The organism is Flavobacterium frigoritolerans (genome assembly GCF_025847275.1).
Classification (GTDB): Bacteria; Bacteroidota; Bacteroidia; order Flavobacteriales; family Flavobacteriaceae; genus Flavobacterium; species Flavobacterium frigoritolerans.
In genome coordinates this window covers 39,073-58,430 of the sequence record NZ_JAOZEV010000002.1, presented here as the reverse complement: position 1 = coordinate 58,430, position 19,358 = coordinate 39,073, and the positions used below count along the sequence as shown (strand labels likewise).

General features: G+C 32.1%; 16 protein-coding genes. 11 read left to right on the top strand and 5 right to left on the bottom strand.

Annotated features, from left to right (window positions below):
- Positions 1 to 36: 36 nt before the first annotated feature.
- Both OIU80_RS02750 and OIU80_RS02745 read right to left on the bottom strand, forming a co-directional pair.
- On the bottom strand, positions 37 to 276 hold the full coding sequence (locus OIU80_RS02750; protein WP_264285565.1) for a hypothetical protein: 240 nt from the start codon (positions 274 to 276) through the stop codon (positions 37 to 39).
- A gap of 313 nt (positions 277 to 589) precedes the next feature.
- Positions 590 to 1,498, bottom strand: coding sequence for a DUF6607 family protein (locus OIU80_RS02745; RefSeq protein ID WP_264285564.1), 909 nt, complete (start codon positions 1,496 to 1,498; stop codon positions 590 to 592).
- Between the two features lie 107 nt (positions 1,499 to 1,605).
- On the opposite strand from OIU80_RS02745, the gene OIU80_RS02740 reads away from it, so the two are divergent.
- The 11 genes from OIU80_RS02740 (at position 1,606) to OIU80_RS02690 (ending at position 16,444) form a co-directional block, all read left to right on the top strand.
- A complete protein-coding gene (locus tag OIU80_RS02740) occupies positions 1,606 to 3,723 on the top strand; it encodes a TonB-dependent receptor plug domain-containing protein (protein WP_264285563.1) in 2,118 nt (705 codons plus the stop codon).
- Positions 3,724 to 3,740: 17 nt separating this feature from the next.
- Positions 3,741 to 4,856, top strand: a complete 1,116-nt coding sequence (locus OIU80_RS02735; protein ID WP_264285562.1) for an HmuY family protein — start codon at positions 3,741 to 3,743, stop codon at positions 4,854 to 4,856.
- A 328-nt stretch (positions 4,857 to 5,184) separates the two neighbouring features.
- Positions 5,185 to 6,663: an SGNH/GDSL hydrolase family protein gene (locus tag OIU80_RS02730; RefSeq protein WP_264285561.1), complete on the top strand. Its 1,479-nt coding sequence runs from the start codon at positions 5,185 to 5,187 to the stop codon at positions 6,661 to 6,663.
- A gap of 82 nt (positions 6,664 to 6,745) precedes the next feature.
- The gene (locus OIU80_RS02725) at positions 6,746 to 8,077 is read left to right on the top strand and encodes a GDSL-type esterase/lipase family protein (protein WP_264285560.1); all 1,332 of its coding nucleotides are present in this window, start codon (positions 6,746 to 6,748) and stop codon (positions 8,075 to 8,077) included.
- A 1-nt stretch (position 8,078) separates the two neighbouring features.
- Positions 8,079 to 9,764: an MBOAT family O-acyltransferase gene (locus tag OIU80_RS02720; RefSeq protein ID WP_264285559.1), complete on the top strand. Its 1,686-nt coding sequence runs from the start codon at positions 8,079 to 8,081 to the stop codon at positions 9,762 to 9,764.
- Positions 9,765 to 10,099: 335 nt separating this feature from the next.
- Entirely contained in the window at positions 10,100 to 11,452 is a 1,353-nt protein-coding gene (ffh, locus tag OIU80_RS02715) for a signal recognition particle protein (protein ID WP_264285558.1), read from the top strand.
- 125 nt (positions 11,453 to 11,577) lie between these two features.
- Positions 11,578 to 12,459, top strand: coding sequence for a bifunctional 5,10-methylenetetrahydrofolate dehydrogenase/5,10-methenyltetrahydrofolate cyclohydrolase (locus OIU80_RS02710; RefSeq protein WP_264285557.1), 882 nt, complete (start codon positions 11,578 to 11,580; stop codon positions 12,457 to 12,459).
- A gap of 305 nt (positions 12,460 to 12,764) precedes the next feature.
- Positions 12,765 to 13,226, top strand: a complete 462-nt coding sequence (locus OIU80_RS02705) for a hypothetical protein (protein WP_264285556.1) — start codon at positions 12,765 to 12,767, stop codon at positions 13,224 to 13,226.
- A gap of 102 nt (positions 13,227 to 13,328) precedes the next feature.
- Positions 13,329 to 15,071, top strand: a complete 1,743-nt coding sequence (locus OIU80_RS02700) for an ATP-binding protein (protein ID WP_264285555.1) — start codon at positions 13,329 to 13,331, stop codon at positions 15,069 to 15,071.
- Positions 15,064 to 15,810 (top strand): LytR/AlgR family response regulator transcription factor, encoded by a 747-nt coding sequence (locus OIU80_RS02695; protein WP_264285554.1) that lies wholly within the window; start codon positions 15,064 to 15,066, stop codon positions 15,808 to 15,810. The genes OIU80_RS02700 and OIU80_RS02695 overlap by 8 nt, the downstream gene beginning before the upstream one ends.
- Positions 15,811 to 16,159: 349 nt before the next feature.
- Positions 16,160 to 16,444 carry a hypothetical protein gene (locus OIU80_RS02690; RefSeq protein ID WP_264285553.1) on the top strand — a complete coding sequence of 95 codons (285 nt, stop codon included), beginning with the start codon at positions 16,160 to 16,162 and terminating at the stop codon, positions 16,442 to 16,444.
- A gap of 177 nt (positions 16,445 to 16,621) precedes the next feature.
- Here OIU80_RS02690 and rluF read toward each other — a convergent pair whose 3' ends face one another.
- From rluF to OIU80_RS02675, 3 genes are all read right to left on the bottom strand, one after another.
- Positions 16,622 to 17,434, bottom strand: coding sequence for a 23S rRNA pseudouridine(2604) synthase RluF (rluF, locus tag OIU80_RS02685; RefSeq protein ID WP_264285552.1), 813 nt, complete (start codon positions 17,432 to 17,434; stop codon positions 16,622 to 16,624).
- Positions 17,435 to 17,668: 234 nt separating this feature from the next.
- Positions 17,669 to 18,523 (bottom strand): alpha/beta fold hydrolase, encoded by an 855-nt coding sequence (locus OIU80_RS02680; RefSeq protein ID WP_264285551.1) that lies wholly within the window; start codon positions 18,521 to 18,523, stop codon positions 17,669 to 17,671.
- A gap of 52 nt (positions 18,524 to 18,575) precedes the next feature.
- Positions 18,576 to 19,355, bottom strand: coding sequence for a zinc ribbon domain-containing protein (locus OIU80_RS02675; RefSeq protein ID WP_264285550.1), 780 nt, complete (start codon positions 19,353 to 19,355; stop codon positions 18,576 to 18,578).
- Positions 19,356 to 19,358: the final 3 nt, after the last annotated feature.

Sequence of the window (19,358 nt, the reverse complement as noted above, 5' to 3'; positions counted from 1 at the left end):
CACAAAAAAAGGCTGTCATAGACAGCCTTTTTTTGTTTAATCAATATTAAAATAGGGGTTTAGAATTTCGGCTAATTCATTTAGCCAATAAAAACCGTGGTCTAATTCTTTGTTATGAAATTCTAATGTTTCATTTCTTCTAATTAAGGTCAATGTGATTACGTAGTTTAGGTTACGAATCAATTTAGCCATAGTTTCGGGAGAAATGTCCTTATTAAAAAATTCAGTAAGTTTTTCAGGATTGTAGCTTGTAGCTAGTGTGTGTTTTGCATTCATAATCTGATAGTTTAGAAAAATATAAACCCGTGCAATTTAGATGTTCTACACCTATCAGAGCGTTGCAGTCCTTTCGGATACTGCCATCGTACAACACGGGCAAAAGTTTTTTAGAAGTCATAATCTGATAGTTTAGAACTGCAAATATAACAAAAACCCGTGCAATCAAAAATAATTGGGCTAATCACTTCCTAACTTCTATGCTTACGTTTCCTGTTTTTGGTACTGATAATAGTTTTCATAGAGTAGCATAACAAAAAGGAAGCTGTCTAAAAATAGACAGCTTCCTTTTTTATAACTAACACAAAATGTTTTATTTTTTTACAAACTTGTTGATGATTGCATCTGTCTCTGCTTTTGTAGCGGTTGGTTTTAGATCAAACAAAAGAGAATAAAGTGCTTTTCTTTCTACTTTAGCTTCTAAGTTTAAGTCTTGATGTCTGTCAAAAAGAGTTTGCCATTTATCGCGAACATTTTTCCAAAGTGCATTGTTCTCTTTCCACCATTTTTGCCCAGCGATACATTTAATGTCTGCAACTTTAGTGTACACATCCATTCCTTTTTCTTGTGCCAACAAAACATCTTTTCCGCTATCACCGCGAATTAATTTGTCGTTATCTTGCTCATGATTCCATCCAGTAGCAGTAATTTCATGAATGTTTCTTCTTTTTAAAACATTATAATCATTACGTTTTGTTTGTTCTCTACGAGGTAGCGGAGCATCGGTAGTATTTACCCAGTAATCTTGTCCATCGACATGTACCCACGAAGAAGAACCTTCATATCTTGGACTATCATCTACTTGATATACTTTTTGAGACCATTGTCCTTTTACGTCTTTTTTATCTAATTTTTTATATTTCCAAGAAGTTCCTTTATCAAATAAATACAAGTCAGTATTTTCATATAACCAGTCTTGTCTCCAGTGTTTAATAATCATATCATCACTTACGATTAATAAGTGCTGCATTACAATCTTGTTAGGAGTATCTTCTAATAACTCTACCCATTCTAAAGCAGATTCGTGCTTTGTTTCTGAAGGTTTGTAAGTAAGAGTATCTTTAGGATACTTAAAAGTTTCAGCAAAATTAAATTTCACTTCATAACAACCACACATCGATTTTATAGATTTAATGTCTTGTTGTTTTTTTGATTCCTGACTAAATCCAAAATTTACTGATAACACCATAGCGGCTGATAAACAGAGGGTTTTTGTAATCATAACTAGTTTTTTTTTGATTTAAAATTTTCAGCAAATATATAAATTTTATTTAGAATGAATTAAAATAATTATATATTTGCCAAAGTTATTAAGACTAATTAAAAACAATGAAAATCAAAATCATCCTATTTGTTGCCCTTGTATTTTGTAAAACGCTTTCTGCTCAGCAAAAGCAAAAAGATAGCATTCGTGCCAACGAATTATCAGAAGTTGTTGTTACTGGGCAATTTGAACCACAATCTATAAAAAAATCAGTTTTTAATGTACGTGTTATATCAAATAAAGACATTCAGAATTTGGCTGCCAACAATTTATCAGATGTTTTAAATCAGTATTTGAATATTAATGTAAGGCCAAGCGGAACAAGTGGCCGTTCTACAGTATCGTTATTTGGATTAGATGCACAATATTTCAAGATTTTGGTAGATAATGTGCCTTTGGTAAATGAATCAGGTTTGGGAAATAATACTGATTTATCTCAAATTAATTTAAATGATGTTGAGCAAATAGAAATTGTGGAAGGCTCGATGGGAGTTGCTTATGGCGGTAATGCTGTTAGTGGAGTTTTAAATATAATTACAAAAAAATCTTCAAAGTATAAATGGAGTATGACAGCTTCAGTACAAGAGGAAACAGTTAAAGATGAATATGCACTTTTTAATGAAGGACGCCATATACAATCACTTAAACTTTCTCACACATTTAATGAAAACTGGTTTGTAAGTTTAGGAGCTAATCGAAATGACTTTAGAGGCTTTCTAGATGATAAAAAAGGGAAAGATTATATTGAAAATGATCAGTCTCGTGGATATAGATGGTTGCCGAAAGAACAATTAAACAGTACAGCTTTAATTGCTTATCATAAAAATAATTTTCGATTTTTCTACAAATTTGAATATTTGAATGAAGATGTGGATTATTATAATGTTACAGTACAATCGCAATATGATCCAGCGTTAGGCTCATATAGATACTCAGATGATAAAAGATATTTTACCAATAGGTATTTTCATAATTTAAATGCTACTGGTAAATTATTTTCAAAATTGAATTATAATGTTTCGCTTTCGCATCAAAAGCAACAAAGAGATGTTGAATCATTTAAATATTATTTATTTACTAAAAATGAAGGAGATAATGTGACTACTAAAGATCAGTCAATGGAAGTCCTTTATTCTACAGGAACTTTGAGTAATTTTTTCTCAGATAAGAAAGTTGATTTGCAATTAGGTTATGAGTTTGTAAATAATCAAGGTTATTCATTGGTTCAGGAAGCAAGTAATAAGTTTTCTCCAGTTCGTAAAAGACTTGAGAACTATGATTTTTTTGCTTCTTCAGAAATTATGGCAACCGAAAGATTTTCAATTCGCCCAGGATTACGTTTTTCAGCTCAATCAAAATTTAAGAATCAATATGCATCATCACTTGGTTTAAGGTATTTATTTGATAAAGGTATTGAGCTTCGTAGCTCATATGGGACTTCATTTAGAACACCAACTTTTGAAGAGTTGTATTCAAAATTAATTTTTGATGGACATTTCTTTATTGGCAATGAAAACCTTATTCCAGAAACTAGTAATTCTTTTGAAGCTAGTTTGAAAAAGACATCATTTTTAGCTTCAGGTTTACAAATATCGAATACGTTAGCAGGAAGTTTTCTTGATGTAAATGATCGTATTGATATGGCTTTGGTAAGATTTAATCCAGATACAGGAAATCCAGAATATCAATATTTTAATATTAGTAAATACAAAATGTGGAATTTATCGACAATGAATCAATTTAAGATAGATAATTTGACATTCAATTTTGGGGCATCTTTGGTTGGTGTTTCTCGTAAAATAGAGAATCAAAAGTTTTCTTCAGATGATAAATTTTTATACTCATTTAACATAAATAGTAGTGTTTCTTATTTAATTCCAAAATGGGGGACAACTCTTTCTGCTTATTATAAATACAACGGAAAATCACAACAATTTATAGAGACAACTTCAGCTTATGTGATATCAGATATATCAGCGAGTAATTGGCTTGATGCATCTCTTCGAAAAACTTTTTTACAAAAGCAGTTGGAAGCTACAATTGGAGCTAGAAACATATGTAATGTAACTAATGTTAATCAGACCAAAACAAGTCAATCTGCTGGGCATGCTGGACCTTCTGATCTGATGCTTGCATATGGACGCTCTTATTTTATAAAATTAGCATATAACCTTAATCTTTAAATATAAAATCAAATACAATGAAAAAGACATTTTTACTATTATCATTCGCATTATTGACACTTGGATCTTGTTCAAGCGATGACAACAATGATACAACTACGCCTGTTGGTCCTTCTGTTGGGCAAGTATTACAGCCAAGTGTGGGCGGGCCAAATCAGCCAAATCAGGTTTTTGTAGATTTAAGTACAGGAAAGATAGAGTCGGTGAATAGAGAAACATGGGATTTCGGATTTTCTAACAGTTCAGATTTTAGAGTTGTAATTAACGGTTCTCTTAAAATGGCTGTGAAGAAATTAGAGACTTCAGATATAACTTTAAAACAAGAAATTAATCTTGATGTGACCGTTGGGCAAGGAGAGACTAGTGCGTTTAATGGATATGTTGATAATCCGACTGGAGTTTTGGCTGGAGCTGGAGCAGGAATTGGAACTGCAATTGCAGAAATTTCAGCGATAGATGCTGATAATAAAGTGTATCTAGTAAATTTAGGAGCTGCTGTAAGTACAGTAAAACCAAGTGTAGGTAGTGTTGAAGTTGATGGAGCTGCAAGAGGATGGAAAAAAGTTAGAATTTTAAGAAGTGGTAATGGATATAAAATTCAATATGCCGATTTAGCTTCTGCAACTTTTCAAGAAAAAACTATTGCAAAAACAGCTGATTTTAATTTTGCATTTTTCAGTTTAACGAAAGGAAACACAGTATCTGTTGAGCCACAGAAAACGAAATGGGATTTAGCTTTTACAACTTTTACAAATTATTTAGTAACAGGTAAAGATGCCGAAGGTAAAGATAAAGCGGTGACTTATGGATATTCAGATTTCACGGTTTCAAATATGAAAGGTGGGACTCAAGTATATCAGGTTTTAGTTGCAACTGGAGGTTCTTATGCCGATTTTACAAAAGCAAAAGTTGATGAGGCTAATTTTAAAATCTCTCTAACAGATCAAAGAATTATTGGTGCTAACTGGAGAAATGGTGGTGGTCAAAATGGGTCATTACCTAGTATTAGAACAGATCGTTTTTATGTGATTAAAGATGTAGATGGGAATTATTATAAAGTTAACTTCCTTACTATGACAAATACTGCAGGAGAAAGAGGTAATGTATCATTTGAATATGCGTTATTAAAATAATCTAAGAAAAGGAATCTTAGTGTTTTACTTAGATTCCTTTTTAATTAAAAAAAAATGATAAGTTATTTCAAATGGTAGAGTTATGGCTTATCAATCTTTACAAACAAAACTATGTTTAAATTCAATTAGACAGTAACTTGGTTTTTTTTTATTTTTTTTTGGAAAGAGGCTGGATTTATCTAGCCTCTTTTTTATTTTTTATTTAATCGCAAAAAAAGAATAATAGATTATTGTTTATTCTATCTTTGCAAACGTTTTAATTAAATTAATAGGAAATTTGGATTCTGGGCTTCCTATTGATTTTATTCTTCAAAATTTATAATTAAAAGTGAATACAAAATCTTATTTTTTTCAGTCTTTTGCAATTGTTGCTTTAGCATTTGTAGCTTTCATTGGTTTTAAACAGATATTACCAGATAAAATTTTTCCTGAAAGCAAAGTAGATTCCAAAAACGTACTTGTAGATAGTCTACTTTTAGAATCTTTTGAAAAAGAATCAGTATCTAAAAAAGGAGATAGTGCCGATGCCGATAAACAGGCACAGCAAAACATCGTTTTTAATTCTAATGAAGGAATAGAATTTCCTTCAGAAACTTTCGATGACTATAAAGGATATCAATACTTGATTTCTTTTTACGATAAATTATACCAATTAGAAAAACATCCAGAAGCAAAAGTAAGAATTGCATATTATGGAGATTCTATGACTGATGGTGATTTAATCGTGCAAGATGTTCGAAATAATTACCAAGAACGATTTGGAGGAACAGGAGTTGGATTTGTTTCTATTTCTTCGGAGTCATCAGCATCGCGAGCTTCGGTAAAATCATTATCTTCTAAAAACTGGAAGGCGCAATCGTATCTTAATGTAAAGAAACCACTAAGCCCTTTTGGAGTAAACGGGCATGTGTTTTTTGCAAATGATAAGTCAAATACAACGTGGGTTTCTTATGAAGCAGGTTTAAGTAAATTTGCGACTAGCTTGGATAATCCAACTTTGTATTACGGGAAATCATCAAAATCAGGAAAAGTAAATTTCATAATTGGTAAAGATACTATATCTAAAAATCTTGCTCCTAATAATTTGGTCAACACCATAAAAGTAACTTCTAAAAGTGTAAAAGGATTTAAAGCTAATTTTGTACATGCAGATTCAATTCCTATTTATGGCTTTAATTTTGATAACGGAAGAGGAGTTCATGTAGACAACTTCTCACAAAGAGGAAATTCGGGAATGCCGATTTCTATTTTTGATGCCAATGTAATGCAGAGTTTTAATGCTAATTTAAAATATGACTTGATTATACTTCATTACGGAACTAACGTTTTGAATTATGGTACAAAGAACTATTCTTGGTACGGAAAAGGTATGACCAAAGCAGTTAATAAAATAAAAGCATCTTTTCCAGGAGTTTCTATTTTGATTATTTCAACTGCCGATAAATCGACAAAATATGATATGCAAATGAAAACTGATTCAGCAGTTGTTCCTTTAGTGAAAGCTCAAAAACGCTATGCTCTGGAAACAGAATCTGGATTCGTGAATTTATATACCTTGATGGGCGGAGACGGTTCAATGGTGAAATGGGTTGATGAGGTGCCAGCAAGAGCCAATAAAGATTATACGCATTTTAATCAACGAGGAGCCAAAGCAATTGGAGGACTACTTTATGAACAATTAAATAAAGGATACGAACAATATAAAGTTTTGCGCGAAAAAAGAGAAGCAGGCATAAAAAAAGGAAAAACAGTCAGGAAAACAAATACAGACTCCATGTCTGTAATAAACGATAGTGTAGATGAATAAACTTATTATTTTCTTTTGTTGTCTTCTTTTTGCGTCCAATAATAAAGCGCAAAAGGTGGAGCCAATTTTAATGACTAAAAAGATGATTAGCAATATAGATACAACAACTGTAGAGCCTTTGGCAGGAAATCAAATTTATAATGCAAAAGTCTTAGAGAACTTTTTTAAGAAATTAAAAGACAATGAAAATCAAAGTAACCATAAAATAAACATTGTTCATATTGGAGATTCGCACATTCAGAGCGATCTGATGACTAATGAAATTCGGAAAAACCTCCAGAAAGAATTAGGAAATGCAGGAAGAGGATTGATTTTTCCATATTCATTAGCAAAAACAAATGGTTCTTATAACGAACGTTTTCGATCAAATAAAGCTTGGGAAAGTTATCGAAATATTCTTCCAGTAAAAGACTGTCCGATGGGCTTAAGTGGAATTGCACTTTGGAGGAATACTGATGGATTTGTAATCGAGGTTAATATAAAAGATCCGCTGTATAAGTTTAATACAATTAAGATAATTACACCAAAAAATCAGCACATGTTTGACTTGGCAAATCGCATTCAAACTAATATGATTCAATCTTCGGAGCGAAAGGTAATTACACATAAAATAAAAAAAGGAGAAGCGATCTCGGTTATTGCAGATAAATACAAGGTTTCGATTGCAGAGATAAAGAGAGCCAATCATTTAAAATCGAATGCGATTAGAGCAGGAAGGACATTAAAAATTGTAACAAATGAAACACGTCCCAAAACAATCTCACAATCAGAATATGTTCCTTTAGATATAGAGTCAGATTCATTCTCACATTATTATAATACCGAAAAAGCATTAGATAAAATCTATCTTATTCCAAATAAGGATGCTAAGAAATATGAGCTTAACGGATTGATTCTTGAGAAAAATTCACCGGGAGTAATTTATAGTGGTATAGGAGTAAATGGAGCGAAGTTTTCAGATTATAACAAATACCCCGTTTTCTTTGAGCAACTAAGAGCATTGCATCCGGATATGATTGTTTTGTCATTGGGAACAAATGAAAGTTATGACAGATTAGAAGCTTCGGGTTACATAAAACAACTACGTGAGTTTATTAGTAATCTAAAAGCACAAAATATTCATATTCCTATAATTGTTATGACGCCACCGCCATCGTTATTAAAAGGAAGAAAACCAAATACGTTTGTGGCTGATTATACAAAACATATATATGAAGCAGCTCAGGCTGATGGATTAGCAGTTTGGGATTTGTATAACGAGTTTGGAGGAATGAATGGTATTGGGAAATTAAAAGCCCAAGGATTAATTGGTCCAGATTGGGTACATTATTCAAAAAACGGATATGAGAAACAAGGGGACTTGTTTTCGAAAGCATTATTAAACGAATACGATAATTTTAAATTAAAAAAATAAGTTGATAACAATTGATAGCATTAACGATTGGTTCGTTCAAAATTTTGGTGCGCTTACATTAGAACAGGTTAAAGGTTGGTTTATATATAATCCAGAAGAAAAATTATTATTCAATACAGGCTTATTCTTAGGATTGTTTTTGGTTTTTTATTTTGTGTATGCCTTTTTACGCAAGACATTTTATCTAAGATTAACATACGTTATTTTATTCTCGCTTTTCTTTTATTACAAGTCAAGCGGAATATATTTCTTGTTATTACTACTTTCCTCGGTTGTAGATTATGGATTGAGTCAGATAATCTATAATGAAAGTGTAAAGACCCGAAAAAAAATATACCTCATAATAAGTGTTATACTAAATTTGGGGCTGCTAGGTTATTTCAAGTACATGAATTTTATGATTGTTACATACAATGATATGTTTCATGGTAATTTTGAGTTGCATGATATATTCCTTCCAGTCGGAATTTCTTTTTACACCTTTCAATCGATGAGTTATATCATCGAGATTTATAGAGAAGAGATTAAACCAACGAAAAATTACATTGAATATTTATTCTTTGTTTCTTTCTTTCCGCAATTAGTAGCAGGTCCAATTGTAAGAGCAAAAGATTTCTTACCACAGATATACCAAAAATTAAACCTCACAAAGGCAGATGTAAATAATGCATTGTTTTTAATTATTGGAGGATTAATTAAAAAAACCGTAATCTCTAATTATATCTCAGTAAACTTCGTAGATCGTGTTTTTGATACACCGATGAGTTATACCTCGTTTGAGAATTTAATGGCGTCTTACGGTTATGCAATTCAAATTTATTGTGATTTCTCTGGATATTCAGATATGGCAATCGGAATCGCATTGTTGCTAGGATTTAAATTACCAGCCAACTTTAGAACACCATATAAATCCGTATCGATTACTGATTTCTGGAGAAGATGGCATATCTCATTGTCAACTTGGTTAAAAGACTTTTTATATATATCAATAGGAGGAAACAGAGAAGGAACATTTGCAGGGTTTTTATTCCCGAGTTTATTCTTCTTCGGATTGTTGCTTTGGGGAATTACAAACTCAGCCGAAAGTATAATTCCGCTTGTAATTGCGGTAGGAGGAATAGTTGTTTTTTGTTTATCATTTTTGCTTTCAAGCAAATTAAAGCAAACAATGGTTACGAATTTCAACCTTTTTACAACAATGCTTTTAGGGGGATTGTGGCACGGGGCAGGAGCTCAGTTCATAATCTGGGGAGCATTACACGGATTAGCTTTGGCGGTTCATAAAATATTCGTTGAGTTGTTTCCTTCTAAAAAAGAAAGCAACGGATTAAGTACAATCTGGAAATTTTTCTCAATAGTACTAACATTTCATTTTGTGGTATTCTGTTGGATATTCTTCCGAGCAAAAGATTTCGATACAGCAATACAAGTAATAAACAATATTGGGCAGTTAACATTTGAGCCAGATCATTGGCAAACAATTATATTAGGGTATAAAAACGTATTTTTATTAATGCTATTTGGTTATGTATGGCACTTTTTACCAGAAGTTGTTACAGCCAAAATGAAATTAATTTTTGATAAAACTCCACTAATAGGAAAAGCAATTGTTTTAGGATTTGTATATTGGATAGTTTATGCAACAGCAGTCGCAGGTTCACAGCCTTTTATTTATTTTCAATTTTAGGAGGAAAGGCACAAAGGAGCAAAGTTACAAAGGCGCAAAGGTTTTATTCTTTTGCGCTTTTTTGTTTCACGCAGATAATTATGAAATTATTTTAAATCTGCTAAATCTGCGTGAGAAAAACATCACGTACTTCATATAAAAATTTTGTGCACTTTGCGGTGAAATTTACACAATGTAGATAATAAACTTAGCGTCTTTTTGAAGAAAAAGCATTGCGGACTTAGCGTAATACTTTGTGAACTTTGCGGTGAAATCAAAACGTACTTTGCAGTTAAATAAAAATTGCCTGAAATGTCTAATTAGATTATCTTTGCACTTCAAATAAAGAAAATAGTATGTTTGATAATTTAAGTGATAAGTTAGATAAAGCCTTCCATATATTAAAAGGACACGGTAAAATTACAGAAGTAAACGTTGCCGAAACCTTAAAAGAAGTTCGTCGTGCCTTACTTGATGCCGATGTTAACTTTAAAATTGCTAAAGATTTTACTACCAAAGTAAAAGAAAAAGCAATCGGTCAAGATGTTTTGACTACACTGCAACCAGGACAATTATTGGTGAAGTTGGTAAAAGACGAACTTACCGAATTAATGGGTGGTGATGTAGCAGGAATAAACTTGTCAGGAACACCAAGTGTAATCTTAATGTCAGGATTGCAAGGTTCAGGAAAAACTACATTCTCTGGAAAACTGGCTAATTATTTAAAAACAAAAAAGAATAAAAAACCGCTTTTAGTAGCGTGTGATATTTACCGTCCAGCGGCGATAAACCAATTACATGTTGTAGGAGATCAAATAGGTGTTGAGGTATACTCAGAACCAGAAAATAAAAATCCTGTTGAAATTGCACAAAATGCAATTAAACATGCTAAAGCTAATGGGTTTAATGTTGTAATTGTCGATACAGCAGGTCGTTTAGCAGTAGATCAGGAAATGATGGATGAGATTGCACGTGTACACAAAGCAATACAGCCACAAGAGACTTTATTTGTTGTGGATGCCATGACAGGTCAAGATGCAGTAAATACAGCAAAAGCATTTAACGATATATTAAACTTCGACGGGGTTATCCTTACCAAATTGGATGGAGATACACGTGGGGGAGCAGCCATTTCAATTAAATCAGTAGTAAACAAACCAATTAAGTTTGTAGGTACTGGAGAGAAAATGGACGCAATCGATGTGTTCTATCCTATTCGTATGGCAGAGCGTATACTTGGTATGGGTGATGTTGTGTCATTGGTAGAAAGAGCGCAAGAACAATTTGATGAAGAAGAAGCAAGAAAAATTCAAAAGAAAATCGCGAAAAACGAATTTGGTTTTGATGATTTCTTGTCACAAATTCAGCAAGTAAAGAAAATGGGTAATATGAAAGACTTGGTGGGAATGATACCAGGTGCTTCAAAAGCCATGAAAGATGTAGAAATTGAAGATGATGCCTTCAAACATATTGAAGCAATCATACACTCGATGACGCCACTAGAAAGAAGCAAGCCTGCAGTAATCGATGTAAAAAGGAAAGCCAGAATCGCTAAAGGTTCAGGAACCAAAATCGAGCAAGTAAATCAACTGATGAAGCAGTTTGAGCAAATGAGCAAGATGATGAAAATGATGCAAGGACCAGGCGGAAAGAATTTAATGAAAATGATGGGAGGCATGAAAGGAATGCCAGGAGGAATGCCGAGATAATAAAGATAGTTTCAAGTTTCAGGTTTCAAATTTTTGAGACTGAAATTTGAAACTTTTTTAATAATATAAATATGGGTTTCTATTTCTGAAACTTGAAACATTAAACTTGAAACTTTTTTAAAACAATGCAACTACTAGACGGTAAAAAAACAGCTGAGGATATTAAAAACGAAATTGCAATAGAAGTGCAAGCGATCAAAGATGCAGGAGGAAAAGTACCTCATTTGGCAGCTGTGATTGTTGGTAATGATGGAGCGAGCTTAACTTATGTGGGAAGCAAAGTGAGATCTTGTCAGCAAATAGGTTTCGATTCAACTTTGGTAAGTTTACCCGAAACAATTACAGAAATAGAATTGTTAGCTAAGATCAAAGAATTAAATGAAGACGATAATCTAGATGGATACATTGTTCAGTTGCCTTTGCCAAAACATATCGATGAGCAAAAGATTTTAATGGCAATAGATCCTGATAAAGATGTAGATGGATTTCATCCAACAAACTTCGGAAAAATGGCCTTGGAGATGGAGACTTTTATTCCAGCGACACCATTTGGAATAATGCAGTTGTTAGAACGTTATAAAGTAGAAACTGCAGGGAAGCATACAGTAGTTATTGGCAGAAGCCATATTGTAGGAAGACCGATGAGTATTTTAATGAGCCGTAAAGGAAATCCGGGAGATTCTACAGTAACACTAACACACAGTAGAACAAAAAACATAGAAGAATTTACAAAAAATGCCGATATTATTATTACAGCATTAGGAGTTCCAAATTACCTAAAAGCACATATGGTAAAAGATGGAGTTGTTGTTATCGACGTTGGAATCACAAGAGTAGAGGATACTACAAATCCAAAAGGCTACGTAATTACTGGGGATGTTGATTTTGCTGAGGTAAGTAAAAAATCATCATTTATAACACCAGTTCCTGGTGGAGTAGGACCAATGACAATTGCAATGTTACTTAAAAATACATTATTGGCAAGAAAAATGAGAGCTCTAAAATAATAGTATCACAGATTTATATAGTAAGCCTTAAACTTTTGTTTAAGGCTTTTTTTGTGCAGTGTTTTTTGATAAATTTTGTAAGAATTAACATCTGGCGTAAAAGAGGTTGTTTGTATGATCTGCTAATAAAAAGGATAAACTGCTTGTTTTTAGCTTATTATTTGAGGATGTTAAAAATTATTCAGAAAATGTTTGTTATATTTGAAATGGGAAAAAAGGGATGCTCATCCCGCATTTTTAGCCGAATAAATTTATTTACTAACTATTTATAGGTCCCAAACCTATAATCTAACTAACTTAAAATTATGAGTACAACAAATTCTAGCATTCATGGGGTTGATACAAAAATTCCTCCTGGAGTATTGATTAAACAAGTGACAAGAAATAATGTTGGTGCTGTTTCTTTTCCTGAGAGAAAAACAACAGCACTTTTATCGCCAATTGTTGAAGCATATTTGGTGGATAATAATCAAGAACTTCTTGTTAGAGCTGTAGTTTTTGTAGCTCACGAATTGCAAGGTTCTTTATCTTTTGATATTTATCAAAATTGCTATGTTGATATTGAGGGAACTCCACACTTACAATTTTTTATATGTTATAATATGCTTGAAATAGTAGGGAAGAAATTCGATATTTATGAAGTTAGTTTTAATGCTATTCCAATACCATTTGATAGTTTCTCTGAGATAACTACAATAGAAACTTTTCTTTGGAATACAGATCCAATAACATCTAGAGGAACAGAAACAACTGTGCAGGCTGGATAACTAGTAAAGATTTGTTATTTAAGATATATAAAGCGGGATAGATAAGTTCTATATCGCTTTTATATAATTTCTAATCTATAAAACATAAAGGTTAAGAGTATAATGACTAAAATTAGATTATTTGCTGCTTCAATATTATTTTTTTTTACTTTATCTCTTTTTTCTCAAGAGCAGCAAGATGTTGGAGGTTTAATGGAAATAATAATTAAAGCAAAATCTGAAAAGTTTAAAGAGAGTGTCAATTTTAAAAAAGCTCAAATATTTTTCAGACAGAGTAATTGGGATTCAACACTTGTTTATTCAATGAAAGAGATAAGTGATGCAAAAAATAAAGAACTTATAGATTATTGTCATTATTTTAGAGGGATTAGTTTTAAAGAAAAAAAGCTATTCAATGAATCTAAAAAGGAGTTGAATGAAATTTCTAATAATTTTCAGTTTTTTTATAAAGTGAAAATGAAATTAGGTGAAATTACATTAGCGCAAAATGAGTTTCAAAATGCTTTGCAATATTTTGAAGAGATAGAGAAATTACCCAATGTATCTAATTACGATTTTAAAAAAAGTACTGTTTTACACAATATAGGATTGTGTTATTTACATCTTGATAAATTCAATAAAGCAGAGGAGTATTTGTTTAAAGGTGCTAAATTACAAGAAATCGAAAAAGATACTTTATTATTAATAGGGTCTTATATGGATATTGCTAATTTATATTATAATCAATATAAAGATAATCTTGCAATTCCTTATTTTGAGAAGGGATATCAGCTTTCTAAGAAAGTGAAATCATTCGGAATAAAGAAAACTGCTGCAATGAATATGGCAGTAGTGGAGGAAAATAGGAAAAATTTTCCTTTAGCATTGACATATCGTAAAGAATACGAAAAGTGGAAAGACTCTTTAAATGATCAGAATAAAGTCTGGGCAATAGCCGAACTCGAAAAGAAATTTGCAATAAAGCAAAAACAAAAAGAAGTCAATGTACTCGAGGCTGAGAATAAGGTAAAAGTAGCCGAGAGAAATGGTTTGTTGTTTTCTTCAGTGTTATTACTAATCTTATTTGGAACAGGAGTTTATTATTACAGACAAAAGATAAGAAACAACAAAATTATACTAGCTCAAAAAGATGAGTTAGACAAATTGAACGCTACAAAAGACAAATTATTTTCTATAGTTAGTCATGATCTACGATCTTCGGTTAATGCTTTAAAAACAAGTAACAGTAAATTAATCGAAAATCTGGAAACCAAGAATTATACTGAGTTAGATACACAACTACATAATAATAGTGCGATTGCCAATGGAGCTTATAATTTATTAGACAATTTACTCAATTGGGCTTTATTACAAACGAAACAAACTTATTTTTCTCAGGAATCGCTCCATTTGGCGACAATTGTGAAACACGTAGAATATAATTACAACCCATTAATGATAAATAGAAACATCAGTTTTGAAAATAGAGTTTCAACTACCGATTATGTATTTGCCGATATGGATTCGCTTAAAATAATCATTCGTAATATATTAGACAATGCAATTAAGTTTACTAAAGACAATGGCAAGATTTCGATTTATACACGAGATTCAGACGATGATTTTTGTTATTTAGTTATCGAAGATACTGGATTAGGAATGAGCGCTTCTACGCAAGAAGAACTATTGAAAAAAACGGCATTGCTTTCTAAAAAGAAAAACGATGATACAATAGGAACTGGATTAGGAATGCAATTATGCAAAAGTATGATCTATAAAAATGGCGGTAGATTAGAAATTGAGAGTGAAGAAAATGTTGGAACTAAAATAATTATAGTATTACAAAAGTTTAAAAATCATGGATAATATAAATGTACTTATTATCGAAGATACTCCAGCAGAAAGCGATGCGCTTGTAAAAGTGCTTACCGCTAATAATTATAATATTGTGGGCATTGCACCTACTTATAATGAAGCATTAACGTTGTTTTATAATAATGCGATTGATGTTGTGGTTATCGATGTTTTTTTAGACGGAAAACCAGACGGAGTTACTTTTGCAGAAACAATTAATATTGTTCCTAACGGATTAAAGCCATTTGTTTTCCTGACGAGTTCTAAGGATCGTCAGATTTTTGAAAGGGCTAAACTTACCAAGCCTTTTAGTTTTTTATTAAAGCCATTCAATGAGCTTGAAATCTTGTATGCGCTGGAAATGGCAGTCGAGAAATTTTACGGTCAAACTAATGTTTTTGTTAGCGAAGAGCAAGATACTGTTATAAGTGACGATTATCTTTTTATTAAAAAAAATAAATCGTTAAAAAAAGTTCGAATAGGAGATATTGTATACATAGAAGTAGAAGACAGGTATTGTAATATAATAACTGAGGTTGAAAAATTTGTAATCTTAATATCGCTAACTAAAATAATTCAGTTTTTGGATCCGAATAAATTTAGTCAAACACACCGTAATTATATTGTAAACTTAAGTAAGATAGAAGAGATAGTAGTTAATGATAATCTGGTTGTTTTAAAAGGAAATCATAAAGTTGTATTAAGTGATAAATACAAAGACTTTGTGAAAAAATTTCGCATATTGAGGTAGTTTTATTTCATATGTTACTCCATAACTACAGCCTCTTTCATACTAATGAATGAGGCTTTTTTTGCTTATTTAGGTACATAGTAAAATTTCTGTACCGCTTTTTTTGCTTTTCATGACAATGATTTCCGTTCTCATGACATTTTTGTATTTACAGGTTTAATTGTACAGTAGTTTTATTCTAGGGAATTGAATAAGGCTAGCATAATTCAACTTCTCGAAAGACTTTTTACTTGATTGATGTTTATTAAATAAGTAAATGGGTTAATGTGGAATCTAGTATCCGCTTTAAAAACGTGGCGCATCCGAAAAGCCTTATGAGTAGGACGAAAAACAATTAAATTACAATATTATGTCAAGTCAAGCCCTAATAAACCATGAGCCAATAATTGGTGAATGGACAGATTTCCGTAAACCTAAAACTGCAGATTTATTAATATTCAAACAGGTCTTGGAAGGTTGTGCAGGAGTAAAGTATATTCCCAGTGCAGTTGCTACACATGAGCTAGCAGGAACGAATTATCGTTTTAGATGTACTGCATCGACTCTGTCTTCTGAGATTGCTTATGAAGCTATAGTAAAGATTTTTAAACCATTAGTAGGGAATCCGCATCTTGTTAAAATAACAAGGATTTAATACTGGAAAAAGAGCTGGAGGTACTTTTAAAATATAAGAGTATTAAAAGAATAGTAATGGAATCAAATGCCAAATAGCATTAAGTAATTATTACTCGTTAGTTAAAAAAAAATGTAGAAAAAAAGCCTGAAATTTAAGTTTCAGGCTTTTGTATTATAGATTTATAAGAACACCAGATTAATAATCACCTCTTTTTTTAAATCGGGGATCCTCTTTTTTTATGAATTCTGTTCTTCTTTTTGGAGTTTCAATCTTAGGTAAACTTGCTTCTTCAGTTTTACTTGATGGCTCAATAAGCTCATTTAATTCTTTAATCTCAGCATCAGTTAAATCACGGTAGCGACCTACAGGAACATCAAGAGAAATATTAATAATACGAATACGTTTTAAGGCAGTAACCTCATATCCTAAATATTCAGCCATTCTACGAATCTGACGATTTAAACCTTGAGTTAGGATAATTTTAAAAATGTACTTGCTTATTTGTTCTACCTTACATTTTTTGGTTACCGTGTCAAGAATAGGTACTCCATTTCCCATTCGTTCAATAAAACGATCCGTTATAGGTTTGTTTACAGTTACAGTATATTCTTTTTCGTGATTATTTCTTGCGCGTAGAATTTTGTTTACGATATCACCATCATTGGTCATAAAAATTAACCCTTCACTCGCTTTATCTAATCTTCCAATTGGAAAAATACGTTTAGGATAGTTAATGTAGTCTACGATATTATTACGTACCTCTAGATTAGTGGTGCATTCTATTCCGGCAGGTTTATTAAAAGCCAAATAAACGGGTTTTTCGTGTTTTTCTACGATTAACTTTCCGTCTATGCGTATTTCATCATCAGGTGAAACTTTCGTTCCCATTTCGGGTACAACTCCGTTTATGGTTACGCGTCTTTCTTCGATTAGTTTGTCAGCTTCACGACGAGAACAATATCCAGTTTCTCCAATGAATTTGTTGAGGCGTTTTAGATTTTCTTCCATAGTGCAAAAGTAATCAAAAAATAGACATCTTGGATTTTAGAACTTTTAGAATTTAGACTTCTTAGATTGTTAGACCTTTTTGACTGATGGATTATTAGAAGAACTAAAAAAGCAGAATGCTTTTTTAGAACCTTAGAACCTTAGAACCTTAGAACCTTAGAACCTTAGAACCTTAGAACCTTAGAACCTTAGAACCTTAGAACCTTAGAACCTTAGAACCTTAGAACCTTCAAATCAAACTTCTGAAAACAAAAAATTAACTACTTTTTGGTATAACTCATCATCATGCATACCATGACCTAGTCCATTTGTAGCGATGAATTCACTATTTTTCCATGTGCTGGCTATTTTTTCTCCTTCTTCAAAAGCAACAACATTATCGGCAGTATCGTGTGCGATTAGTCCTTTTACAGTAAAATTTGAAGCGAACTTTTTTCCAGAGAAATCTTCTAGTTTAAAGTTGAAACGATTGACAAAACGATTCTCCAAAAGAGAAATCATTTTCTCGTTTAGACTTAACATCGCAATGTAATTATTAATAAGGGTTTGTAAATCGGATGGAGCTCCTAGAATAACCATTTTCTGAATACTAGTTTCAGGGAACAAGTGTTGATGATAGACACACGCTGCTCCTCCAATAGAATGGCCAATTATAATTGTGGGATGGTATTTTTGTACCGCTTTGTTAATGAACTCAGCATAAAGAGGTACGTTGAACTCTTTGCCGCTACTTTGTCCGTGAGCAGGAGCATCGATAGCAATAATAGTACTTCCGGATTTTTGTAAGTGAGGTAGTGTTTTTTGCCAGCGTGCAGCATTGCTTTCCCAGCCATGAACGAGTAGAATTTTAGTTTCATTTCCTTCCCAAATGTAAGTTTGAAAATGATGCTCGTTATGATAAAAAGTCTCTGTTTTAGTATTTTGTAATATTTGAGGTAAGCTGTCTTTATTTAATCTGCCTTCTCTTGGTTGGCTAAACAGAGCGTAAGAAATTTGAGCTGCTTTTTGCGGACGAACATAACTCAAAAAGTTAATATATTGCCCAACAGATTTTAGTGTTATGAAACGAATACTTTCTTTAAGTCCCAAAATTGTAATTTTTAATATAAAAAAAGCCCCGAATTTCGAGGCTTTATATTATTTAGAATTTAGAAAATAATTGATCCATTTTTTCTCTTTCTTCGTCTGCTAATGTACTATCAACTAGGATTCTTCCAGAATGCTCATCAGTGATGATCTTTTTTCTAGATGCAATCTCAACTTGAGTCTGTGGTGGGATAGTAAAGAAAGAACCTGCTGATGCACCTCTTTCAATAGATACTACTGCCAAACCGTTACGAACACTAGTTCTGATTCGTTTGTAAGCTGCTAATAAACGCTCTTCGATTAGACCTTCGTACTCAGCTGATTTTTCAGATAAGAAGATTTCTTCTTTTTGAGTTTCAGCCATAATCGCATCCAATTCAGACTTTTTATGTTTTAGATGTGAACTCTTAGATTCAAGTCTTTCTTTTAAGCCAGTGATAACTTCTTTTTTATGCTCAATAGAAACTTTCATTTCTTTGATTTGCTTTTCAGCCAATTGAATTTCTAATTCTTGAAATTCAACTTCTTTTGTCAAAGAGTTAAATTCTCTATTGTTGCGAACTGATTCTTGTTGTTTTGTATACTTTTTGATGGCTTCTTTATGATCATCAATAGCATTTTTTCTAGTTTTGATTTGCTCTTCAACTATTTCTAGTTCGCTTTTCAATTTTTCTGAACGTGTGCCTAAACCTGCAACTTCATCTTCTAAATCTTCCACCTCTAATGGAAGTTCTCCTCTTACGTTTCTGATTTCGTCAATTCTAGAGTCAATTAGCTGTAAATCGTAAATTGCTCTTAACTTGTCCTCAACACTTAATTCTTTCGTATTCGCCATATT